The sequence below is a fragment of the Pseudoalteromonas luteoviolacea CPMOR-1 genome (assembly GCF_001625685.1).
Classification (GTDB): Bacteria; Pseudomonadota; Gammaproteobacteria; order Enterobacterales; family Alteromonadaceae; genus Pseudoalteromonas; species Pseudoalteromonas luteoviolacea_K.
Map to the genome: position 1 here is coordinate 26,659 of NZ_AUYC01000015.1, position 22,070 is coordinate 48,728.

Sequence of the window (22,070 nt, forward strand, 5' to 3'; positions counted from 1 at the left end):
TATAGTACATCTGCTGAACTACAAAGTGTTGAAATAACTTTGACAGTTTTGCTGTTTAAATTTTGTTACCTAGATAGGGTAAAATTCGCCTTTTTACGGTGGTGACGAGCTTTTTCAAGTGATATGATGCAAAGGTTTCAAACTCGAATTTAGGAAAATCACTACATGTTGCAGATATACGACACACTGACACGTCAAAAGTCACAATTTAAACCGCTTGTTGAAGGCAAAGTCGGCATGTATGTGTGTGGTATTACAATCTATGATTTCTGTCATGTAGGGCATGCACGCACATATGTATCTTTCGATGTAATCAACCGCTATTTTCGTTATTTAGGTTACGACGTCACGTATGTTCGTAATATCACTGATGTTGACGATAAAATTATTAAGCGAGCTGCAGAAAATAAAGAAGAGATCAACGATCTGACTGTGCGTATGACCAAAGCTATGCACGATGATTTTGAAGCATTAAATATCTTACCTGCTGACATTGAGCCAACAGTAACGGGTCATATGGATGAAATCATCGAAATGATTGAGCGTCTAATTGCTAAAAAGCATGCTTATGTTGGAAAAAGCGGCGATGTATTATTTGATGTTTCAACGTTCAAAGATTACGGTCAGCTATCTCAGCAAGACCTAGATATGCTTCAAGCCGGTGCCCGTGTTGAAGTGGCTGAAGGCAAAGATGATCCACTTGACTTTGTACTATGGAAAAAAGCCAAGCCGGGCGAGCCATCTTGGACATCTCCTTGGGGCGAAGGTCGACCTGGTTGGCATATTGAATGTAGTGCAATGAGCTCTAAGCACTTAGGCGATTTATTTGATATTCATGGTGGCGGCTCAGATCTACAGTTCCCACACCATGAAAATGAAATTGCACAATCTTGCTGCGCAAATAATGGCTGTTACGTAAATACTTGGATCCACACAGGTATGGTACAGGTCAACAAAGAAAAAATGTCTAAATCTTTAGGCAACTTCTTTACTGTACGTGAAGTATTAAAAGCGTATGACCGCGAGACAGTGCGTTATTTCCTGATTAATGGTCACTACCGTAGTCAGTTAAACTACTCACAAGAAAACTTGGACCAAGCTCGTTCATCTTTGGAGCGTATCTACACGGCTCTGCGCGGTGTGGAGCTGGTGGAAGTTGAGCTAAAGGGCAATGCTTACGCAGAACGTTTTGAAGCTGCAATGAATGATGACTTCAATACGCCAGAAGCTTTACCTGTTATTTTTGAGCTGGCCAAAGAAGTAAACTTATTGAAAGACACTGACGTAAAAGCAGCTGGTGAGCACGCATATATCTTGGTGAAATTGGCTGAAGTATTAGGTATTGCTCAACAGACGCCGGAGAGTTTCTTACAAGGTGAGCAAGATGAAGATGAAGTGGCGAAAATTGAAGCCTTGATCGAGCAACGTAACACTGCACGTGCCAATAAAGATTGGGCTGCAGCTGATGAGGCAAGAGATGCATTAACTGCGCTGGGCGTCGTACTGGAAGACAGTGCAGGTAAAACCACTTGGCGTAAAGCATAAGTACATCTTAATAAATACTTTAAAAGGAGCACTCAGTGCTCCTTTTTTGTTAGCAGAAATATGTATGGCTGGGCCCATTTGAGTGAAATGAGCAACTGCTCCCATGACGCCCTACTTTTGTCTGGTAGCCTTCAGCAATATAAGACATCTCAGCATAAGGGAGTGCACGGCTATCATTACTCAGCTTCTTTATTTTCTTTCTATTTTAATCTTATCACTTGTATTTTATTACAGGTGAAATTATGCAGATACAGTTTTAGGCGATGCTTTGTGCGCTTAAGTACCAACCTCATTTTTATCAAGTAAATATGGCAGTCTCTTTGATTGAAAATATTTTTGGTTTTTTTTGAACGGTGATATGTTGAGTGTATCGTGTTTGGAATGGAAATATATGATGAAGGAAATAATAATTGCTTTAACTTTTTTGACCGCAGCGGGCCATAGCATCGCTAAACCTAACAAGCAGGTTGAGCACTTAAACTCTTATGCTGTTTTACCAGCTGGCCATAATTTACCATTTTCAGAGGCTGTACGGGTAAATGATATGGTGTACTTATCTGGTCAAATTGGCATTCAACCTGGCACAACGCAGCTGGTGAAAGGCGGTATTACCGGCGAAAGTAAGCAAACCATGGAAAATATTCAAGCAAGCTTAGAAGCGCATGGCTTATCGATGCAGAATATTGTGAAGTGCACAATTATGCTTGCAGATATCAAGGAATGGCCCAAGTTCAATACGGTGTATACGAAGTATTTTTCAAAACCTTATCCAGCGCGAAGTGCTTTTGCAACCAACGGATTAGCATTAGGTGCGCGGGTAGAAGTCGAGTGTATGGCGGCAATATCGAAAAAATAATGGTAAGTATTTAATGTTTAGCTTGTTCCTTTTTTTGTTCAGCACTTTGCTCATTTCAACCGTCATGATATTTTTGCGCCTTAAGCAATAAATAAGGAGTTGAATATAATGAAGTTTGCTTGTGGTATTGGTTTACTCGCGCTGTTATTAACTGGGTGTAAGGTGAATCAAGGAGCACCTTTTGACAGAGATGCGACACCAGAAGAACGATCTGAGTACCAAGGTGTTGAGGGCGTTGTAAAGTCGCAACAAGATAAAGTTTATCTTATGGATAAAGAGCTAACAGAAAAGTGCAAAAATGCCAAAGTTGATCATGCCGTTGCTATTACAAATAACGACATAAAAGCCCAAGACGAACAATTAAAAATTATCCAGTCTACTTGCCGATAAATCAGGGTCTAGGCGCCTAATGTGACAGGCCAAAGTGTTTACTATAAGTAACTTGGTGTGTTGCTTGCTTAATCATGTGGTAGAGGAATTAATTTGCCACTTTTTAAGGATAAAGCAATGTTGTTACATAAAAGCGCCTTGAACACCGCTGCCGATTTAGAGCAATCTAAAGTACCTAAATTGAAAGAAAACACGCAGCAAGAATTTGACATTGAAATGGGCCTCCAAGGCGCAGAGTCCGATCTTTCTCAGTCATTAAAACAAAAAGATTTATCAACATCCCAATTAAACGATAGCTTTTTAGCGAGAGCCCGTCAGTCAATAATGTTTAATCGCATTGGTGTGAATGAAGATAAAATCAAGGAGATAGAGTCAAAAATGCAAGAATTGTTGGCAAGACTTGAGTCTGGTGAAATTGATCAAGAAGAATTTGAAAAGCAAATGTCTGCTTTACAAGAGATGCTTGCGAAAGAATATAGAACAGGAGGGGGTGAGGAAAGTGAAGAGGATGTAAAAGTGGAGCACTCTTAAGATTGAGCGCTCCAATAATACACTAGCTGTGGTAGTTTTCGCACGCTTCTAATGTATTTTCAATTAAGCTCGCGACTGTCATTGGACCAACACCACCAGGGACTGGTGTAATAAAGCTGGCTTTTGTTTCTGCAACATCATATTGCACGTCACCAACTAGCTTGCCTGACTCTAGGCGGTTAATGCCCACATCAATTACAATTGCCCCTTCTTTTACCCAGTCGCCAGGAATAAACTCTGGTTTACCGACTGCGACAACTAACAGATCAGCACGGCGAACATGAGATTCTAAGTCTTGTGTAAACTTATGGCATACCGTTGTTGTGCAGCCTGCGAGTAGAAGCTCAAGAGACATTGGTCTGCCAACGATGTTTGATGCTCCAACAACGACTGCGTGCATACCCTTGTAGCGGACACCGGTTGATTCCAGTAACGTAATAATGCCCTTTGGTGTGCAAGGTCTCAGTGCAGGCATTCTTTGTGCAAGTCTTCCTACATTATAAGGATGAAAACCATCAACATCTTTATGTGGATGAATTCGTTCAAGGATTTTTTCTGCATCAAGTCCTTTAGGTAAAGGCAATTGAACAAGGATCCCATCCACCTCTTGATCTTGGTTTAAATTGTCGATTAACTCTAACAGCTGTGCTTCGCTTGTATCACTAGGTAAGTCATATGATTTAGAAACAAAGCCAACTTCTTCACATGCCTTGCGCTTTGAACCAACATATACTTGGCTCGCGGGGTCTTGTCCGACAAGTACCACTGCCAGTCCTGGAGCTCTAAGTCCTTCAGATACGCGCTGCTCAACACGTGTTGCGACAGTACTGCGAACCTGCTTCGCAATTGCTTTGCCATCGATGATGTTTGCCGTCATGGGTGACCTTTATATATAGGGGTTATTTACTTGAACGATTATAGAGCTTATTTGGTGACTCTATTAATAATACTTACAGCTGCAGTCTTACTTGGCATATACAATATTGCTTTTCAGAGACAATAAAGCTGTGTTGGCTATATTTTCGCAAACTTGAGCTGATTAGCCAAGCAAGATTCCGCGTTAATGTAGTTGCATTAATATAAGTCACGGTGATTGTTGAGTGATTTTTGTCTTTTTAAGCTGCTTTTTAACCCTTTTGAGTCAAAATTAGGCAGTTGAACGAATTTATAAAAAAAATGTTTGACCTCAACAACTCAAAACCCTATTATGCACCCCGTTGCCAACGAGGGGTGTTAAACAAAAGCATTCTAAGTAAGTAACAAATTCGGCGATTAGCGCAGCTTGGTAGCGCACTTGGTTTGGGTCCAAGGGGTCGCAGGTTCAAATCCTGCATCGCCGACCACTTTCTCCTAGAGGAAGTAGGTGGATAGCACACAAGTGTTGTTTGTGTTGCGCCCGTAGCTCAGCTGGATAGAGCAACGGCCTTCTAAGCCGTGGGTCGAAGGTTCGAATCCTTCCGGGTGCGCCATTTAAACAAAGTCCACAAGTATGTAGTGGCGGCTGTAGCTCAGTTGGTAGAGCCCTGGATTGTGATTCCGGTTGTCGTGGGTTCGAGCCCCATCAGTCGCCCCATCTACACACTCAAAATTATATCGGCGATTAGCGCAGCTTGGTAGCGCACTTGGTTTGGGTCCAAGGGGTCGCAGGTTCAAATCCTGCATCGCCGACCACTTTTCAAAAAATATACTTTTATCGGCGATTAGCGCAGCTTGGTAGCGCACTTGGTTTGGGTCCAAGGGGTCGCAGGTTCAAATCCTGCATCGCCGACCATCTTCCTTCTAATTATCTCATATTCCCTTATTCATTTAATTTACAGTCTTTTTTCCTATTATTTATTTGTTCTGATTGCTCGACTCTCCCGTTTTATAGGTTATAATGCCGCGTCTAATGTTTAACATAGTGCCCTGATGGGGCAGGCAGCAAGCTCGACATGTAATTGGTTTTGAATAAATGCAGTGTTTGCATTGTTTCTGATTACACTATTATGTCGACTTGTTTGTGAAGGAAGGCGCGTTGCCGCCAAAAATGAAAATTGAGGTATATCATGCAAGTTTCTGTTGAGACGACTCAAGGCCTTGAGCGCCGTCTGACTATCACCGTTCCTGCAGAGAACGTTGAGACTGAAGTTAAAAAACGCTTACAACAACTGTCTAAAACACAGCGTATTGACGGTTTCCGTCCTGGTAAAGTACCAGTTTCTGTGATCAACAAGCGCTATGGTGCAGCAGTTCGTCAAGAAGTTGCTGGCGACCTTATGCAGCGTAACTATATTGAAGCAATCGTTTCTGAAAAAATTAATCCAGCAGGTGCACCAAGCTTTGCGCCTAAAGCACTTGAAGCTGGTAAAGATCTAGAGTTTGAAGCGACTTTTGAAGTTTACCCAGAAGTTGAAATTAAAGACTTAGATAAAGTAGCTGTTGAAAAGCCAGTTGTTGAAGTAACTGAAGACGACCTTGCTAACATGCTTGAGACACTTCGTAAGCAGCACGCAACTTGGACTGAAGTTGATGCAGCTGCAGGCGAAAATGATCGCGTAACAGTTGATTTCCTAGGTACTGTAGACGGTGAAGAGTTCGAAGGCGGTAAAGCTGAAGACTTCCCTCTAGAGCTAGGTCAAGGTCGTATGATCCCAGGTTTTGAAGATGGTATCGTAGGCAAGAAAGCGGGTGAAGAAGTAGTTGCTGACGTAACTTTCCCAGAAGAGTACCACGCTGAAAACCTAAAAGGTAAGCCAGCTCAATTCACTATCACTGTGAAGAAAGTTGAAGTTCAAGAGCTTCCTGAGCTAAGCGATGAGTTCGCAACTAAGTTCGGTGTTGCTGAAGGCGGTGTTGATGCACTTAAAGAAGAAGTTAAGAAGAACATGACTCGTGAGCTTGACCAAGCTGTTAAAGCAAAGGTAAAAGAGCAAGCAATCAAAGGTCTTCTAGACACAAATGAAGTTGAAGTGCCAAAAGCACTTATCGATCAAGAAATTGACGCGCTTCGTCAGCAAGCTGCACAGCGTTTTGGCGGCGACGCTAAAAACATGCCAGAGCTTCCTGCTGAGCTTTTCCACGAGCAAGCAGTAACTCGTGTTAAAACTGGCCTTCTTCTAGGTGAAGTGATCAAAGCAAACGACATTAAAGTTGATGATGCTAAAGTTGAATCACTAATCGAAACTGTTGCTTCTGCATACGAAGATCCTTCAGAAGTAGTTAACTACTACAAAGAAAATGATCAATTAATGCAGCAAATGCGTAATGTTGCAATGGAAGAGCAAGCTGTAGAAGCTGTACTTTCAAGCGCAACGGTAACAGATGTTGAGAAATCTTTCGACGACATCATGAACCCACAGCAAGCTGCAGAGTAAGTTTCTTACCTCGTCTTAGAGGAAAGCATTGACTTACAGCTAAGCTAACGCTTAAATGGCTCGTAATGCTCTGTTAAACGCAGCGCTGCGAGCCTTTTTTGTTAATAGTGATTAATAGTTTAAGGCATGTTCAAGTAGTGAGGCTTGAATAACGCGGCAAGCCTGCCTCGCATATAAAGGAACCAATAATATGAATGACGGTATGATAGACCCTCTAAACGCCTTAGTGCCTATGGTTGTTGAACAAACAGCGAAAGGTGAACGCTCGTACGATATTTACTCGCGTCTTTTAAAAGAAAGAATTATTTTCTTAACAGGCCAAGTTGAAGACCATATGGCCAACTTAATTGTGGCGCAGATGCTATTCCTAGAGTCAGAAAGCCCTGAAAAAGATATATTTTTATATATTAATTCTCCTGGCGGCTCTGTGACTGCGGGTATGTCAATTTATGATACGATGAATTTCATTAAGCCAGATGTGAGCACTGTTTGTGTTGGTCAAGCGGCTAGTATGGGGGCGTTTCTGTTGTCTGGCGGTGCGAAAGGTAAGCGTTATTGTCTACCTAATTCTCGTGTAATGATCCATCAACCTCTAGGGGGTTTCCAAGGGCAGGCATCTGACTTCGAAATTCACGCCAAAGAAATCCTAACTATCAAAGAAAAATTAAACAGGTTAATGGCGGAGCATACAGGTCAGCCATACGAAGTACTTGCTAATGACACTGACCGTGATAATTTTATGAATGCGCAAGAAGCAGTCGATTACGGGTTAGTTGACGCGGTGCATACGAGCCGTTAGAAATAAAAAGCTAAACAAAGGTGAAATTTTACACCTTGAAATAATAAAACTTGGATCTATATCTTAAAGATGTCCTAGTTGAGTTACTTTAGGTGTAAAACGCTATTTACGACTAAGTAGTGACACTTTGCTTTAGCTTAGTTATGCCAACTGAAAGTTTATTTGGTATAGTTAAAGCATATATTGTGTTATCCAAATAGAGATAACTCACCCAATTTAAGAGGTAGTTGAATGTCAGACACTCCTACAGACGGCGACAAGAATAGCAAACTCTTGTACTGCTCATTTTGTGGTAAGAGTCAGCACGAAGTACGCAAATTGATAGCTGGTCCTTCAGTTTATATTTGTGATGAATGCGTCGAACTGTGTAACGACATCATTAGAGAAGAGATCAAGGATATCGCGCCGCAGCATGATGCGTCTGATAAACTGCCGGTGCCTAAAGAGATCCGTAATCACTTAGATGACTATGTTATCGGCCAAGAACATGCAAAGAAAGTTTTGTCAGTGGCGGTATACAACCATTATAAGCGTCTTAAAAACCAAGGTATTAAATCTGATGTAGAACTCGGAAAAAGTAATATCTTGTTAATCGGACCAACAGGTAGTGGTAAAACGTTACTTGCAGAAACGTTAGCGCGATTGTTAGATGTGCCATTCACTATGGCTGATGCGACAACATTGACCGAAGCTGGATATGTTGGTGAAGACGTTGAAAATATCATTCAGAAGCTTTTGCAAAAGTGTGATTATGACGTTGAAAAAGCACAGCGTGGCATCGTTTATATAGATGAAATTGATAAAATTTCACGTAAGTCTGACAACCCATCTATTACCAGAGATGTGTCTGGTGAAGGTGTGCAGCAAGCGTTACTGAAACTGATTGAAGGCACTGTTGCATCGGTTCCTCCACAAGGTGGGCGTAAGCATCCTCAACAAGAGTTTTTGCAAGTTGATACATCTAAAATCTTATTCATCTGTGGTGGTGCTTTTGCGGGTCTAGATAAAGTCATCGAGCAACGTAGTCACACCAATACTGGTATTGGTTTTGGCGCAGAAGTGAAGAGTTCTGACGGTGAACGCTCATTGAGCGAGACATTTAAAGATGTTGAGCCTGAAGATTTGGTTAAGTATGGCTTAATTCCAGAGTTTATTGGTCGTTTACCAGTTGTAGCAACCTTGACTGAGCTCGATGAAGATGCGCTGATACAAATCTTAAACGAGCCAAAGAATGCGCTCACAAAGCAGTATGGTGCATTGTTTAAGATGGAAGGCGTTGAACTTGAATTCCGTGAAGACGCGTTAAGAGCCATTGCACATAAAGCGATGGAGCGTAAGACTGGTGCTCGAGGACTACGTTCAATTGTTGAAGCTGTTCTACTTGAAACCATGTATGAACTTCCTTCAGTTGAAGATGTCAGCAAAGTTGTTATTGACGAAACAGTCATTAAAGGGGAGTCAGACCCCATTTTAATTTACGAAAATAACAATCAAGATAAAGCTGCATCTGAATGATTTATCAGTTAAGTTAGAAAAGGAGCCTAGTGCTCCTTTTTTTGTCCAAGAGTTGAACTTTATAGAGGGCATCCCCATATACCTCTGTAATCTTAAAAATAAATGAAGTGCAAAGAGAACATAATGACGCTTGAGAGAACGGATCGAGTTGAAATTCCAGTGTTAGCACTGCGTGATGTTGTGGTTTACCCTCACATGGTGATCCCACTATTCGTTGGCAGAGAGAAATCTATTAGATGTCTTGAAGCGGCAATGGAAAATGACAAGCAAATTTTTTTAGTGGCTCAGAAAGAAGCCTCCATCGATGATCCTAGTACTGACGATATCTATGATGTCGGTACAGTCGCCACGGTATTACAACTTCTGAAACTACCAGACGGCACGGTTAAGGTGTTAGTTGAAGGCACACAAAGAGCGAGAATCGATGAGTTTTTGGTTACTGATGAGTATTTCTTAGCAAATGCACAGTTCATTGCTTCAGAAAACATAGCGGAGCAAGAACAAGATATATTCATTCGCAGTGCAGTGAGCCAGTTTGAAGGGTATGTAAAACTCAATAAAAAAATCCCACCTGAAGTACTGACCTCTGTTTCTGGCATCGACGAAACTGCACGTTTAGCTGATACCATGGCTGCGCATATGCCAATTAAAGTGCCTGAAAAACAAAAGGTACTTGAGCTGTATAACGTAACTGAGCGCCTTGAATACTTGATGGCATTGATGGAAGGTGAAATAGACTTACTTCAAGTTGAGAAAAAGATTCGCTCTCGCGTGAAAAAGCAAATGGAAAAATCGCAGCGTGAGTACTACCTCAATGAGCAGATGAAAGCGATTCAAAAAGAGCTTGGTGAACTAGATGATGTGCCTGATGAGTTTGAGACACTTAAAAAGCGTATCAGTGAAGCTCAGATGCCAAAAGAAGCGGAAGAAAAAGCCACTTCAGAGTTGAACAAGCTTAAAATGATGTCGCCAATGTCTGCTGAAGCCACAGTGGTTCGCTCGTATATTGATACGCTCATCAATGTGCCGTGGAAAAAGCGTTCCAAAGTGAAAAAAGACTTAGCGAATGCACAAAAGATTTTGGACTCGGATCATTATGGCTTAGATAAGGTTAAAGAGCGCATTATTGAGTATTTGGCAGTGCAGCAACGCACCAATAAGCTCAAAGGCCCTATCTTATGTTTAGTTGGTCCTCCAGGTGTTGGTAAAACCAGCCTTGGTCAGTCTATTGCGCGTTCTACTGGTCGTAAATATGTGCGTATGGCCTTGGGTGGTGTACGTGATGAAGCTGAAATTCGCGGTCACCGTCGTACTTACATTGGCTCTATGCCGGGTAAATTGATCCAGAGCATGAGTAAGGTGGGCGTTAAAAATCCATTATTCTTACTTGATGAAATCGACAAAATGTCTTCGGATATGCGCGGCGATCCAGCTTCTGCGTTATTAGAAGTATTAGACCCTGAGCAAAACAGTAGTTTTGCTGATCATTACCTTGAAGTTGAATACGACTTATCTGACGTGATGTTCGTAGCAACATCCAATAGCTTTAACATCCCAGGTCCACTATTAGACCGTATGGAAGTTATTCGTCTATCTGGTTACACCGAAGATGAAAAGCTGAATATTTCTAAGCAGCATTTAATTCCAAAGCAAATTAAACGCAATGGCTTAAAAGCAGGTGAAATTGAAATAGAAGACAGCGCTATTATCAATACTATTCGATACTACACACGTGAAGCGGGTGTACGTAACTTAGAGCGTGAAATGTCTAAGTTGTGTCGTAAAGCGGTGAAAACCATTTTGTTAGATAAGGATCAGAAGAAGGTCGTTATCAATGCAGACAATCTGGAGAGCTTTTTAGGCGTTCAGCGTTTTGATTACGGTAAAGCCGAAGATGGTGACAGAGTCGGTCAGGTGACAGGCCTTGCATGGACTGAAGTCGGTGGTGATTTGTTGACCATTGAAAGTGCGGCTGTTCCTGGCAAAGGTAAGCTGTCTTACACCGGCTCTTTGGGTGACGTCATGCAAGAATCTATTCAAGCGGCGATGACAGTGGTAAGAAATCGTGCTGAGAAACTTCGTATCAACGAAGATTTTTATGAAAAGCGTGATATTCATGTGCATGTGCCTGAAGGTGCCACTCCTAAAGATGGTCCAAGTGCTGGTATTGCGATGGTCACAGGCTTAGTGTCAAGTTTGACTGGCAATCCTGTAAAAAGTGATGTTGCTATGACTGGTGAAATCACACTGCGTGGTGAAGTATTACCAATTGGTGGTTTAAAAGAGAAGCTACTGGCTGCGCACCGAGGTGGAATTAAGACAGTGGTCATTCCGAAAAAGAATGAACGTGACTTAAAAGAGATCCCAGATAATGTATTAGATGGCCTCGAAATTCACCCTGTTACATGGATTGAGGACGTTTTATCTATTGCGCTTGCTCAACCTGTGGACAGTTTTACTGTGGAAACGCAAAAAACTGCTGTTAAAGCTTAAAAAAGTCGAGAAAAAGGGTTTTCAAATCCCGTTGGTGTGCTAAGTTAAGCACTGGATTTAGGCCTAGGACACGGGAAGCCCCGTAGTTTCTAGGCTGTAATACATTTAAGCAATAGAGAATCGAAAGATTTCTCGTAGTTAACAACAAAAGTGATGTTAGTTTTAAAACGCCATCGCTCTTGATAATAACAATGTAAGAGGATGATATTGTGAATAAATCTCAATTAATCGATCAAATCGCAGCTGATGCTGATATTTCTAAGGCCGCTGCTGGTCGTGCACTGGATTCATTCATTGAGTCAGTAACCGCTGCGCTAAAAGAAGGCGATTCAGTTGCCCTTGTAGGCTTTGGTACTTTTTCTGTTCGTGAACGCGCTGCACGTACAGGCCGTAACCCTCAAACGGGTGCTGCAATTGATATTGCTGCTGCTAACATCCCTGCTTTTAAAGCTGGTAAAGCTTTAAAAGACGCGGTTAACTAAGAAAGAGCTTATTTTTACAATCACACTATTGATATAGATGTAATTGGACGCATAAGCTTCAAGATAAAAAGCGTATCTGGTAAGATACGCTTTTTTTACATGAGCTAACTGATGCAAAGTACCTTGGTGCTTTGACTTAGATAAGAGATAGAATAAATGCTTGAAAAGATTAGAGAGGGGTCTCAGGGCCTTGCTGCCAAGATCGTTCTTGGTGCAGTTATCTTGTCTTTTGCGCTGGCAGGGATCGGTGGTTACCTAGGTCGAACCACAGAGCAACCAGTTGCAGAAGTCAATGGTATTGAAATTTCGCAATTAGAATTTGCGAGAGCGTTCGAAAATGAACGTAGTAGATTAGAGCAACAGTTTGGAGAGTATTTCGAACAAATCGCTTCTGATCCTGCTTATATGGCGCAAATCCGTGAAGGAGTTGTAGATCGTTTAGTACAACAAGAGTTGCAAAATCAGCTTGCACTAGAGCTAGGTCTACGCGTTAGTGACGAGCAGATCAAGCAAGCAATTTTTGAAATGCCATATTTTCAAATTGGTGGTCAGTTTAGTAATGACCGTTATTTGCAATTAATCAGACAAATGAATTTCCAACCAGATGAATTCCGTGAATATCTGCGTGAAGAAATGACGCGTAACCAGTTAGTTTCTGCAATTGCGGGATCCGACTTTGCGCTTGACAGTGAAGTAAAGCAAACCTTGGTTTTACAACAGCAGACGCGTGACGTTGATTACTTAGTACTTGATAAAGAAAAGTTAAAAGAACAAGTATCAGTAACAGAGTCAGAGGTTAAAGACTACTACGACTTAAACCAAGATCAGTTTATGTCTGCTGAGCAGGTGGCACTGAATTATATCGAGCTGAAAGCATCTGATGTAGAGCTACTTGACCCTGTGACAGATGAGCAAGTTAGAGCTTATTATGATGAGAATCAGGCTCAATACTTAGAAGAAGAGAGACGCCGAGTTTCGCACATTCTAGTTGAAAGCACTGAAGATGCAGAGGCTGCGCAAGCGAAAGTACAAGATTTATATGCACAGCTGCAAGGTGGTGCTGACTTCGCTGAGCTAGCTCAAACACATTCAGATGACGTGGCAAGTGGCGAGTTAGGTGGAGATCTTGACTGGATCGAGCGCGAGATGATGGATCCAGAGTTCGAAGCTGCTGCATTTGCTTTAACCAATATCGGGGATTATTCAGAGGTTGTTGAGTCTGAGTTCGGCTTCCATATTATCCAGTTAACGGATCTTCAGGCACAAGAAGTTAAATCGTTCGAAGAGTTAGCTGCTGAGCTAAGAGCAGAGCTTGAGCAAAATGCAAGAATTGATGCATTTTATGGCAAGCAAGAAGACGTACGTGAGCTAGCATTCGAAATTGCTGATACATTAGAAGATGCAGCAGCAGCGGCTAACCTTGAAGTTAAGAGCACTGAATTGGTTGCACGCAACTTGCTTCCTGCTCCTTTAAATTCACCTGCTGTTTCTCGTGTTATTTTCACTCCTGAATTGTTAGAAGATGGCGTGAACTCAGAAGTTATCGAAGTTGCGCCAGAGCACGTAGTTGTAGTAAGAGTTGTTGAGCACAAGCCTGCGGCGGTGAAGCCACTAGAGGAAGTCACTGCGCAGATCACTACACGTTTAGAAAATGATAAAGCATCTGAACTGGCTAAAGACAAAGCGCAAGAGTTGTTTGCACAACTTGAAGGTGGCAAAACGTTAGCTGAGATAGCGGCGGCAGAGTCATTGGAAGTGAAATCAGAAGTTGCGTTAGCACGTCAAAGCTATGCGGTCTCCCCAGCTCTGGTAAGTAAAGCCTTTAAGATGGCTCATCCTACAGAAGAGAGCGCATCTAAAGCGATGGTAGAGCTGAATAACGGTGATTCTGCACTATTAGTGGTTAAATCGGTTAATCTAGCTGACGTCACAGGTGAGCTTGAGCCTCAGCAAAAGCAAAGCATTACTAGAACACAAGTAAATAAAAATTATTTGGCGTTGTTAGGTGCACTTGAAGGTACGGCTGAAATTGTTAAACCTAGTACTTTTGAAGTGGCTGAAGAGAACTAATCAGCACAACTTAAAATAAATAAAAAAACCACCATTAGGTGGTTTTTTTTTGCGTTCAAGATCGGCTGCCAGGTTTATACGGCGAGCAGCTTCTTCATTACTTTAGATTGCGGACGATTAAAAATAGTTTGGCAACAGCCATACTCCACGGCTTCACCATTGTTGAGGACGAGCAGACGGTCGCTCATATGCTTTACAAGACTAAGGTGATGGGTGATAAGTACATATGTTAAATCTGTTTCTTGTTGCAACTTTAAGAGCAAGTTGACTATTTGAGCTCGCACTGACGGGTCAAGCGAAGAAAGCGCCTCATCCAATACAACGACTTTAGGATCTAAAATAAGCGCTCTGGCTAGCGCTACACGCTGTAATTGACCGCCGCTGAACATATGTGGGTAATAGTCATAATGTTCTGAGAGCAAACCAACTCGAGACAGGGTTAATTCAATCTTTTTATCTCGCTGTGCATCTGTGAGTTTGGTGTTAAACCTTAGGCAATCATCAAGCATTTCGCCAATGGTTAAACCTGGATTAAGAGAGCGGGTAGGATCTTGAAATATAAGCCTAATGTGATGGCATTCACGTTTAGATTGCCTATCGTCAACTATCATATCGCCGTTTAGTAGAATCTGACCAGAATCGGCATCTTCAGCACCAGCCAGCACTTTAGCCAAGGTACTTTTGCCTGACCCGGTTTCTCCAATGACCGCCAAGGTTTGGCCCGGTAAAACAGCAAATGAAATATCTTTTAAAACTTGTACAGTATCTCGTTTGAATAACCCTGATCGAGTTTTAAATGTTTTACTCAGGGCTTGAACTTTTAGCACGGGTTGCATTTTTTCTTCTCCCTATTTAATGGGAAGTGGCATGCATAGGAATGCCCATGTGATTTAACTTGTATAGGGGTTGCAACGCACTCTTTTTGTGCTTGTGGGCAGCGGGGACCCAATCTACAACCAATTGGCAGATGCTGTAATGGAGGAATTGTTCCTTTGAGTGCATAAAAAGGGGCTTTGTGGCCCAGCCCATGGGCATAGTCTGGTAATGATTTGACCAAGGCTTGTGTGTAAGGGTGAAAAGGGTCGGTAAATACTTTTTTAGTTGGTCCCGCTTCCACCATCTGACCACAGTACAGCACATGTATGGCATGTGACCATTGGGTTATTTCTTCCAACTCATGAGAAATCATTAAGATAGACATATTCTTTAGCTGATTTAGGCTTTTTAGCAACCTAAATACTTGAGCGCGAGTGGTGCTTTCTAGTGCAGTAGTGGGCTCGTCAGCAATCAATAACTGAGGGTTTCTTGCAATGGCCATCGCTATCATGACTTTTTGACATACTCCCTCAGAGAGCTCATGAGGGTAGCTACTCGAGATCTTCTCATCATTGCGTATGCCTACTTTGTGCAGAAGTGCTTTTACCTTGACCTTACGCTCTTTTTTTCGACCAAAAAAACCGGCTTTAAAACACTCGTCTGGCAGTGATTCAGCGACTTGTTCAAATATTTTTGCAGTGGGGTCCAAGCTTCTTCTTGGCTCTTGATAAATCATCGCCATATCTCGACCGACAATTTTACGGCGCTTCTCAGGGCTCAAACGCATTAAGTCCACCCCTCGCCAATGCATACGGTCTGCGGTCACTTTCCAGCGAGTATTGAGGACCCCAACGATGGCTTTGGCTATTAAACTTTTCCCTGAGCCCGACTCACCAACAAGTGCATGTACCTCACCTTCTTTAAGGCTCAAATTTACTTTATCCACGGCCCTAATTACACCGTCTTCAGTAGGGAGCTCAATGGTAAGGTTTTTAATATCGAGTAATTGCATCAGGTTGCCTTTCTAGCTTGCAGCGCTTTTCTCAGCCCATCACCAACAAGGTTAGTGGCTAAAACAGACAAAAACAATAGGGCGCCAGGTAAGCCAACGGTCCAAGGTGCCAAATAAATTAGGCTTAAGTTTTCAGCCAGCATGGCCCCCCATTCTGTTGTGGGCGGTTGAGCTCCTAATTTTAAAAAGCCGAGTGCAGCAATATCCAAAATTGCAGTGGACAATGCCAAAGTAAATATCACCACGATATGTTCATAAATATTGGGAAACACACCTCGGAACAGGATTTGAGCTCGGCTTGCGCCATCTAACCTATAAGCGCCAATATAGTCTTTATTAAGTTCTTCAACGACGAGGTTTCGAATTGAGTGAATATGTTGTGGTAGCAGGGCTAAGATGATAGCCCACACAGTATTTAAAAGCCCGGGCCCTAAAATAGCGATAATGATGATCGCAAGTAACAGAGAAGGAATCGCGAGTGTAATATCGAGTAAATGGTTTAGTATACTTGATTTAAACCCTCTGTTGATCCCAGCTAAAGTACCCAGTACAACGCCAAGTATCGTGGTGACTAATGCCGCTACAATGGATAAACCAAAAGTGTAAGTGGCGCCATTCATCAGCCTTGAAAGAACATCTCGCCCGAGATCATCTGTGCCCAAAATAAAGTGAACATCACCATCATCATGCCAAGATGGGGGGAGTAGCAGGGCATCGCTATGCTGTTGGTCGATCCCATAAGGCGCTAATAACGGCGCAGTCATCGCCAGCATAGTTAACCCGATGAACATCCATAGGCCAACCAAGGCAAGATGATTGGCCTTAAATGTGCGCCATAGCCGTGATAAAGGTGAACGGTTTGACTCTTCACTGTATAGTCTAAACTTTGCCATGGGACTGGTTCCTAGATACAGGGTCGAGTAGAGAGTGAGTTAAATCGGCTAACATATTGGCAAAAATAACAAACATAGAGACGGCGAGCAAACCGCCTTGAATCGCTGGGTAATCACGTTGATAAATGCTGTCGATTAACCATCGGCCAATACCTGGCCAAGAAAAAATGACTTCAGTGACCATGGCCAGTGTGATTAGGGTGCTAAATTGCAAGCCTATTTGTTTTATAACAGGTAAAAGTGCGTTACGTAGTGCATGATCTAAAATAATTTGCCTACGGTTAAGTCCCTTTGCTCTGGCGGTTTTTATGTAGTTTTGTTCTAGTACATTGAGCATGGAGTCTCTGGTGAAACGGGTCAGCACGGTTGTTGGATACATGGCTAACACAATAGTGGGTAGCGCTAAATGGTGTAGCGCATCAAGAAATGCTTGTCCACCATAAGGAAAGCCAAGCAACCAGATATCAATTAAGATGAAATTAGTGACTGCGGGGATCTCGTATAAGAGGCCAATACGACCCGACATAGGGAACCAACCAAAACCAAGACAAAAGACCATAATAAGGAGCAGCGCAAGCCAAAATACGGGGATTGAAAAGCCCAGTAAGGTAAGCGTACTGATAATTTTATCGGGCCACTTTTTATAGTAGGCACTGGTGATGATCCCCGCAGGGATCCCCAATAAAACGGCAACAACCAATGCATAAAAGCACAGTTCTAATGTTGCAGGCAGTAGGACTGCGACATGTGATGAGACGGTTTGGCCTGATGAAAGTGATAGTCCCCAATCGCCTTGGAATAAACGGCTCACAAACGCACCATATTGGACAATAACGTTATCATCGATCCGATACTTTTCCTCGAGCATTTGAGATTGATTGAAGCTAGTGTTCAATTGGCCGCTGAAATTAGTCAGTAAATCTCCAGGAAATAAGTAGTTTAAGCTAAATGTAAATGCTGTGAGCGCAAATAACATAAATAGAAGTAAGCTTAATCGTCTCAGTAGATAATCCAGCATTACTGATCACCTTTTCTTACATTGGCCAGTGATACACCGCCAAAGGGACGCAGCTCAGCACCCGCAATATTAGCACTGCGAGCTTGAAATCTAACCCCATGTGCAATGGGAACAACAGGCAGTTGCTCCACCAGCATTTTTTGTGCTTGTTGGTAGTAATGTTTACGCATTTTGAGATCGTTGGTATCTAGAGCTTGCGTTAATAACAGATCAAATTCAGGGTTGCACCAATTGGCGGGGTTTTTACCGGTAAAGGTTGCAGTGCAACTGAGTAGTGGGCTAAAAAAGTTATCTGGATCAGGCGTATCGGCAGCCCAACCAAGTAACACACTGTCATGTTCATGTCGGCCAATGCGTTCAATAAATGCATTCCATTCATACTCAACAATTCTGGTTCTTATGCCTATTTGTCGAAGGTCACTTTGGATAAGCTCAGCCATTTTTCGAGCATTAGGGTTGTAAATCCGTGACACAGGCATGGCCCACAGTGTCATTTCAAAGCCATCTGGAAATCCTGCTTCAGTTAAGTATTGTTTTGCCTTTTTAGGGTCATAATAAGGCATGACTTGTTTCGTAAAAGCCCACGATGACGGCGGGAGAATTGATTGTGCTGCAATACCGTTACCATAAAACACCGCTTGCATAATTTTGTCAAAATCAATGCTATGAGCCAGAGCTTTCCTGACTAAAACATTATCAAAAGGCGGTTTTTCAGTATTAAATGCCCAGTAGCCCACATTTAAGTTAACGGCTTTGTCGACCACAATATCCTGCCGTTGTGATAGAGCCTCTAACTGGGTTGCACTTGGGTGCGATGTAATATCGCATTCTTTAGTGAGCATTTTGGCAATTCGAGTTGTGTTGTTGGTTGTGATGTCATAGACCAATTGATCAACTGCGTAATCATGCTTCCAATAACCGCTATGCTTGTGAAAACGGACCAAATTATCTCTTAAAAAATGTTTATATTTGTAGGGGCCTGTGCCAATTGGTAAGGAATCAAAAAGATGCTTTTTATCCTGAGATTCACGCAACATTGCATATTCTTCAGATAAGATCACTGCAAAATCAGTAGCAATATTAGATAATAAGCTACTTTCAGCACTGAAAAGTTCAAATCTAACGGTATAGTCGTCGACTTTAACAATTTTTCTGATCAACTGGTCCATCCCCACACTTTGAAAGTAAGGGTAGTTGGCATCTTGAACAAAATGATAAGGGTTATAAACATCAAATAAGCGGCTAAATGAGAAAATGACGTCATCTGCATTCATCGTTCGAGTCGGCGTAAAATACTCTGTGCTGTGAAATTGCACGCCTTCTCTTAATTTGAATGTTATTTTTTTACCATCATCGCTAATTAACCACTCGGTAGCTAATTCTGGTTTAAACTCCGCGGTGATCGGGTCAATGCTAATCAAAGAGTTATACAACTGATTGGCGATAATATCGATGGTTGAGCCCGTTGTGGTGACCTGAGGGTTAAAAGAAACTGGGTTTGCTTCAGCACAATAGACGATCCCTTGGGTTTTATTTGCCGATTTTGTTTGTGGTGCTTCTCCACATGCCGAGACATATACGGCAGTGATCGTGGCAAAAACCACGGTTTTATATCGTTGGCAGGTGTTATACAGATCAGTCATTGTGGCGACCACAGCTAAGCCTCTTGTTGTGAGTCTAACAAATTGTATTTTTTCAAATATCCCCTCAGTTGATGATACGTCAATCCAAGGTTTTGTGCAGTTTTCTTTTGATTAAATTGACTGAATTCAAGTGCTTTTTTGAGTAAATCAATTTCGTAGTCACTTGAGAGGGTTTTTAAATCGCAAGGAAAGCTCTGTGATGTAATAGGCGAAGATACGTTTTCAGCAATATCCAGTGGCTCTTTTTCACCCATTTGAGGCTGTGATAAGTGAGGTTGTACTTCAGTTTTTTGCGCTTTTATTCTCTGCTGTGGCCGATAAGGGCTTTCAAAAGGGTCAAACGTAATGTGATGCACTGCAAGGTGCTCGTTGCCGTGCCGATATAAGCTTCTCTCGATAACGTTTTTTAGTTCGCGAATATTACCTGGCCAATCATACTCAAGCAACGCTTCAGTTGCTTTGCGAGTAAAACCACTAAAGAGTGACCAGCCAAGATCTCTGGCCATATTAATTGCAAAGTGTTCGGCAAGCAGCAATATATCTTCTTGACGTGCGCGTAGCGGTGGTAAGGTGATCACGTCGAACGCAAGCCTGTCTAATAAGTCATGTCTGAACTCCCCTTGCTCAGCAAGACTTGGTAAGTCTTCATTGGTCGCACAGACTAACCTAGTATCAACTTTGACGGTTTGTTTTCCCCCCACGCGTTCAAATTCGCCATACTCAATGACACGTAGCAGTTTCTCTTGCACCATGGCTGATGTATTAGCCAATTCATCCAAAAATAGCGTGCCCCCATTAGCGCGCTCAAAGCGTCCTTCATGACGTTTATTGGCGCCAGTAAAGGCGCCTGATTCATGGCCGAACAATTCACTTTCAAGTAAGTTTTCGTTTAATGCTGCACAATTTAGCTTGACGTAGTTTTGGTCCCACCTTTCAGATAAAAAGTGTAATCGTGCTGCGATGAGTTCTTTACCTGTCCCACGTTCACCTATGATGAGCACTGGTTTTTCTAATGGAGCAAGTTGAGAGACCTGATCTAATACAGCTAAAAAGCTATCAGATTGGCCGAGTAAATTATCCTGTTGACGGAACTGACTCATATTTGACTAACTCTTGGTTTTTTTGACTAACATCTAGTTTATTTGAAAAAAAACGGGATGGGTAGCTTTTTATTATAATTATAAGTTATTGAAATTTATTGTTTATTTTTCTTTTTAAAGTTGGCAAGCTTATTGATACATACTTATCAGCAATATAATTCACAACCAATGAGGTAAAAGATTATGGGAATTTTTTCACGTTTTGCTGACATCGTAAATTCTAATATTAATGCAATCTTGGATAAAGCGGAAGATCCAGAAAAAATGGTTAAACTGATCATCCAAGAAATGGAAGACACGTTAGTAGAAGTGCGCTCTACTTCTGCAAAGACACTCGCTGAGAAGAAAGAGCTAGAAAGACGCGTTGAGCAATTAAATGGTCAAGCTAATGACTGGCAGGAAAAAGCGGAGTTGGCACTGACAAAAGAGCGCGAAGACCTAGCAAGAGCGGCGCTACTTGAAAAACAAAAGGCGTCGGATGCAGCACAGAGTGTTGCTGAAGAACTTAGCCATGTAGAGTCACACATCGAGAAATTACAGCAAGAAGTGACCACACTACAAGAGAAACTGGCGGATGCAAAAGCACGTCAACAAGCGATTGTGCTTCGTCAACGTTCTGCAGAATCTCGCTTAGATGTGAAAAAAGCGTTAGACAGCACCAAAGTTGAAGATGCATTGAACCGTTTCGAGCGTTATGAAAATAAGATTGACGGTTTGGAAGCGCAGGTCGAGTCATATGATTTAGGTAAAAAATCATTAGCAGATGAAATCGCTGATCTGCAAAAGAATGAAAAAGTGGATGATGAACTTGAAGCTTTAAAGAAAAAGCTCGCAAATAAATGAACGTAATGGCACCTGCTGTTACAGTAGGTGCCACACAACAAAAATACGCTGCCAAGACTAAATAAACAGGAGAAGATTATGCTTGACACAGAGATGCTTGTTGCACCAATTATTATTTTTATGCTCGTGGTAGCGCCGCTGTGGCTCATTCTTCATTATAAAAGCAAAAAACAGGTGAGTCAGGGGTTAAGTGAGCATGAACATCGCCAGCTTATCGAGTTGGCAAATAAAGCAGAAAAGATGGCAGAGCGCGTTGAAACATTGGAGGCGCTGTTAGATCAAGAATCACCAGATTGGAGGCGCAAAGTATGAGTCACAAACGCAGAGAGTTATATCGCGACCCAAAACGAGGCAAGTTAGCGGGTGTGTGTGCAGGTCTTAGCGACTACTTTAACATGGAACTTTGGCTGGTACGTATTCTCTTTGTAACAGCGGTACTGTTATCGGGTGGTCCTCTATTTGTCGTTATTTATATTGCCTGCTGGTTTATTTTAGACCGCAAGGCGCCAGAGCTGGAAAACACTGTCAATAGTTATGAAACCGATCCTGTCTCAGTGAAATTTAAAGTATGGCAAAAAGGTGAGCCGCCACGCCAAGCGTTGTTTGATTTAAAAGATAGGTTGGGTAAGCTAGATGGTCGTATTCAGTCGATGGAGCAGTATGTTACGTCACCTGAATTTACGGTCAAAAGGGAAATAAATAAGTTGTAAT

The 22,070-nt window shown here is 42.1% G+C and carries 20 protein-coding genes and 5 tRNA genes; 18 read left to right on the plus strand and 7 right to left on the minus strand.

The features are described 5' to 3' along the window. The first annotated feature begins 165 nt into the window (after positions 1-165). From cysS to N473_RS04790, 4 genes are all read left to right on the plus strand, one after another. Positions 166-1,545, plus strand: coding sequence for a cysteine--tRNA ligase (cysS, locus tag N473_RS04775; protein WP_039608486.1), 1,380 nt, complete (start codon positions 166-168; stop codon positions 1,543-1,545). 391 nt (positions 1,546-1,936) lie between these two features. Beyond that, on the plus strand, positions 1,937-2,401 hold the full coding sequence (locus N473_RS04780) for a RidA family protein (RefSeq protein ID WP_155735527.1): 465 nt from the start codon (positions 1,937-1,939) through the stop codon (positions 2,399-2,401). Positions 2,402-2,509: 108 nt separating this feature from the next. Continuing rightward, the gene (locus N473_RS04785; RefSeq protein ID WP_063366953.1) at positions 2,510-2,791 is read left to right on the plus strand and encodes a hypothetical protein; all 282 of its coding nucleotides are present in this window, start codon (positions 2,510-2,512) and stop codon (positions 2,789-2,791) included. 117 nt (positions 2,792-2,908) lie between these two features. Beyond that, the gene (locus N473_RS04790; RefSeq protein WP_063366954.1) at positions 2,909-3,322 is read left to right on the plus strand and encodes a hypothetical protein; all 414 of its coding nucleotides are present in this window, start codon (positions 2,909-2,911) and stop codon (positions 3,320-3,322) included. Between the two features lie 22 nt (positions 3,323-3,344). Here N473_RS04790 and folD read toward each other — a convergent pair whose 3' ends face one another. Continuing rightward, positions 3,345-4,199, minus strand: a complete 855-nt coding sequence (gene folD, locus N473_RS04795; protein ID WP_063366955.1) for a bifunctional methylenetetrahydrofolate dehydrogenase/methenyltetrahydrofolate cyclohydrolase FolD — start codon at positions 4,197-4,199, stop codon at positions 3,345-3,347. Positions 4,200-4,588: 389 nt separating this feature from the next. On the opposite strand from folD, the gene N473_RS04800 reads away from it, so the two are divergent. From N473_RS04800 to N473_RS04850, 11 genes are all read left to right on the plus strand, one after another. Next, positions 4,589-4,665 (plus strand) — tRNA-Pro (locus N473_RS04800). Between the two features lie 49 nt (positions 4,666-4,714). Then, a tRNA-Arg gene (locus tag N473_RS04805) sits at positions 4,715-4,791 on the plus strand. 28 nt (positions 4,792-4,819) lie between these two features. Further along, positions 4,820-4,895 (plus strand) — tRNA-His (locus tag N473_RS04810). A gap of 21 nt (positions 4,896-4,916) precedes the next feature. Next, a tRNA-Pro gene (locus tag N473_RS04815) sits at positions 4,917-4,993 on the plus strand. 23 nt (positions 4,994-5,016) lie between these two features. Beyond that, positions 5,017-5,093 (plus strand) — tRNA-Pro (locus tag N473_RS04820). Positions 5,094-5,367: 274 nt separating this feature from the next. Continuing rightward, a complete protein-coding gene (gene tig, locus N473_RS04825) occupies positions 5,368-6,675 on the plus strand; it encodes a trigger factor (RefSeq protein WP_063366956.1) in 1,308 nt (435 codons plus the stop codon). Between the two features lie 190 nt (positions 6,676-6,865). After that, positions 6,866-7,474, plus strand: a complete 609-nt coding sequence (clpP, locus tag N473_RS04830; protein WP_039608490.1) for an ATP-dependent Clp endopeptidase proteolytic subunit ClpP — start codon at positions 6,866-6,868, stop codon at positions 7,472-7,474. A 231-nt stretch (positions 7,475-7,705) separates the two neighbouring features. Then, positions 7,706-8,989 carry an ATP-dependent protease ATP-binding subunit ClpX gene (gene clpX / locus N473_RS04835; RefSeq protein ID WP_063366957.1) on the plus strand — a complete coding sequence of 428 codons (1,284 nt, stop codon included), beginning with the start codon at positions 7,706-7,708 and terminating at the stop codon, positions 8,987-8,989. A 123-nt stretch (positions 8,990-9,112) separates the two neighbouring features. Next, a complete protein-coding gene (gene lon / locus N473_RS04840) occupies positions 9,113-11,482 on the plus strand; it encodes an endopeptidase La (protein ID WP_063366958.1) in 2,370 nt (789 codons plus the stop codon). A 209-nt stretch (positions 11,483-11,691) separates the two neighbouring features. Continuing rightward, positions 11,692-11,964: a nucleoid-associated protein HU-beta gene (gene hupB / locus N473_RS04845; protein ID WP_039608493.1), complete on the plus strand. Its 273-nt coding sequence runs from the start codon at positions 11,692-11,694 to the stop codon at positions 11,962-11,964. A 156-nt stretch (positions 11,965-12,120) separates the two neighbouring features. Continuing rightward, a complete protein-coding gene (locus tag N473_RS04850; protein WP_063366959.1) occupies positions 12,121-14,034 on the plus strand; it encodes a SurA N-terminal domain-containing protein in 1,914 nt (637 codons plus the stop codon). A 74-nt stretch (positions 14,035-14,108) separates the two neighbouring features. On the opposite strand, the gene N473_RS04855 is transcribed toward N473_RS04850, so the two are convergent. The 6 genes from N473_RS04855 to pspF are packed head-to-tail and all read right to left on the minus strand — an operon-like array spanning position 14,109 to position 20,516. Next, a complete protein-coding gene (locus tag N473_RS04855) occupies positions 14,109-14,870 on the minus strand; it encodes an ATP-binding cassette domain-containing protein (protein ID WP_063366960.1) in 762 nt (253 codons plus the stop codon). After that, the gene (locus N473_RS04860; RefSeq protein WP_063366961.1) at positions 14,855-15,862 is read right to left on the minus strand and encodes an oligopeptide/dipeptide ABC transporter ATP-binding protein; all 1,008 of its coding nucleotides are present in this window, start codon (positions 15,860-15,862) and stop codon (positions 14,855-14,857) included. Before N473_RS04860 ends, N473_RS04855 begins: the two co-directional genes overlap by 16 nt. After that, the gene (locus N473_RS04865) at positions 15,862-16,755 is read right to left on the minus strand and encodes an ABC transporter permease subunit (protein ID WP_063366962.1); all 894 of its coding nucleotides are present in this window, start codon (positions 16,753-16,755) and stop codon (positions 15,862-15,864) included. Before N473_RS04865 ends, N473_RS04860 begins: the two co-directional genes overlap by 1 nt. Continuing rightward, positions 16,742-17,773 carry an ABC transporter permease gene (locus N473_RS04870; protein WP_063366963.1) on the minus strand — a complete coding sequence of 344 codons (1,032 nt, stop codon included), beginning with the start codon at positions 17,771-17,773 and terminating at the stop codon, positions 16,742-16,744. The genes N473_RS04865 and N473_RS04870 overlap by 14 nt, the downstream gene beginning before the upstream one ends. Further along, entirely contained in the window at positions 17,773-19,416 is a 1,644-nt protein-coding gene (locus N473_RS04875) for an ABC transporter substrate-binding protein (RefSeq protein ID WP_081220972.1), read from the minus strand. Before N473_RS04875 ends, N473_RS04870 begins: the two co-directional genes overlap by 1 nt. A gap of 14 nt (positions 19,417-19,430) precedes the next feature. Beyond that, positions 19,431-20,516, minus strand: coding sequence for a phage shock protein operon transcriptional activator (gene pspF / locus N473_RS04880; RefSeq protein WP_063366964.1), 1,086 nt, complete (start codon positions 20,514-20,516; stop codon positions 19,431-19,433). A gap of 183 nt (positions 20,517-20,699) precedes the next feature. On the opposite strand from pspF, the gene pspA reads away from it, so the two are divergent. The 3 genes from pspA (at position 20,700) to pspC (ending at position 22,069) form a co-directional block, all read left to right on the plus strand. Continuing rightward, positions 20,700-21,359 carry a phage shock protein PspA gene (pspA, locus tag N473_RS04885; protein WP_023397153.1) on the plus strand — a complete coding sequence of 220 codons (660 nt, stop codon included), beginning with the start codon at positions 20,700-20,702 and terminating at the stop codon, positions 21,357-21,359. Between the two features lie 78 nt (positions 21,360-21,437). Continuing rightward, positions 21,438-21,671 carry an envelope stress response membrane protein PspB gene (gene pspB, locus N473_RS04890; RefSeq protein WP_063366965.1) on the plus strand — a complete coding sequence of 78 codons (234 nt, stop codon included), beginning with the start codon at positions 21,438-21,440 and terminating at the stop codon, positions 21,669-21,671. After that, the gene (gene pspC / locus N473_RS04895) at positions 21,668-22,069 is read left to right on the plus strand and encodes an envelope stress response membrane protein PspC (RefSeq protein WP_063366966.1); all 402 of its coding nucleotides are present in this window, start codon (positions 21,668-21,670) and stop codon (positions 22,067-22,069) included. Before pspB ends, pspC begins: the two co-directional genes overlap by 4 nt. The last annotated feature ends 1 nt before the right edge of the window (position 22,070 follow it).

What these genes read in the sequence shown, in the direction of transcription:
- cysS (WP_039608486.1), top strand. Translation starts at nt 166, where the DNA reads ATGTTGCAGATATACGACACACTGACACGTCAAAAGTCACAATTTAAA.
- N473_RS04780 (WP_155735527.1), top strand. Translation starts at nt 1,937, where the DNA reads ATGATGAAGGAAATAATAATTGCTTTAACTTTTTTGACCGCAGCGGGC.
- N473_RS04785 (WP_063366953.1), top strand. Translation starts at nt 2,510, where the DNA reads ATGAAGTTTGCTTGTGGTATTGGTTTACTCGCGCTGTTATTAACTGGG.
- N473_RS04790 (WP_063366954.1), top strand. Translation starts at nt 2,909, where the DNA reads ATGTTGTTACATAAAAGCGCCTTGAACACCGCTGCCGATTTAGAGCAA.
- folD (WP_063366955.1), bottom strand. Translation starts at nt 4,199, where the DNA reads ATGACGGCAAACATCATCGATGGCAAAGCAATTGCGAAGCAGGTTCGC.
- tig (WP_063366956.1), top strand. Translation starts at nt 5,368, where the DNA reads ATGCAAGTTTCTGTTGAGACGACTCAAGGCCTTGAGCGCCGTCTGACT.
- clpP (WP_039608490.1), top strand. Translation starts at nt 6,866, where the DNA reads ATGAATGACGGTATGATAGACCCTCTAAACGCCTTAGTGCCTATGGTT.
- clpX (WP_063366957.1), top strand. Translation starts at nt 7,706, where the DNA reads ATGTCAGACACTCCTACAGACGGCGACAAGAATAGCAAACTCTTGTAC.
- lon (WP_063366958.1), top strand. Translation starts at nt 9,113, where the DNA reads ATGACGCTTGAGAGAACGGATCGAGTTGAAATTCCAGTGTTAGCACTG.
- N473_RS04850 (WP_063366959.1), top strand. Translation starts at nt 12,121, where the DNA reads ATGCTTGAAAAGATTAGAGAGGGGTCTCAGGGCCTTGCTGCCAAGATC.
- N473_RS04855 (WP_063366960.1), bottom strand. Translation starts at nt 14,870, where the DNA reads ATGCAACCCGTGCTAAAAGTTCAAGCCCTGAGTAAAACATTTAAAACT.
- N473_RS04860 (WP_063366961.1), bottom strand. Translation starts at nt 15,862, where the DNA reads ATGCAATTACTCGATATTAAAAACCTTACCATTGAGCTCCCTACTGAA.
- N473_RS04865 (WP_063366962.1), bottom strand. Translation starts at nt 16,755, where the DNA reads ATGGCAAAGTTTAGACTATACAGTGAAGAGTCAAACCGTTCACCTTTA.
- N473_RS04870 (WP_063366963.1), bottom strand. Translation starts at nt 17,773, where the DNA reads ATGCTGGATTATCTACTGAGACGATTAAGCTTACTTCTATTTATGTTA.
- N473_RS04875 (WP_081220972.1), bottom strand. Translation starts at nt 19,416, where the DNA reads ATGACTGATCTGTATAACACCTGCCAACGATATAAAACCGTGGTTTTT.
- pspF (WP_063366964.1), bottom strand. Translation starts at nt 20,516, where the DNA reads ATGAGTCAGTTCCGTCAACAGGATAATTTACTCGGCCAATCTGATAGC.
- pspA (WP_023397153.1), top strand. Translation starts at nt 20,700, where the DNA reads ATGGGAATTTTTTCACGTTTTGCTGACATCGTAAATTCTAATATTAAT.
- pspB (WP_063366965.1), top strand. Translation starts at nt 21,438, where the DNA reads ATGCTTGACACAGAGATGCTTGTTGCACCAATTATTATTTTTATGCTC.
- pspC (WP_063366966.1), top strand. Translation starts at nt 21,668, where the DNA reads ATGAGTCACAAACGCAGAGAGTTATATCGCGACCCAAAACGAGGCAAG.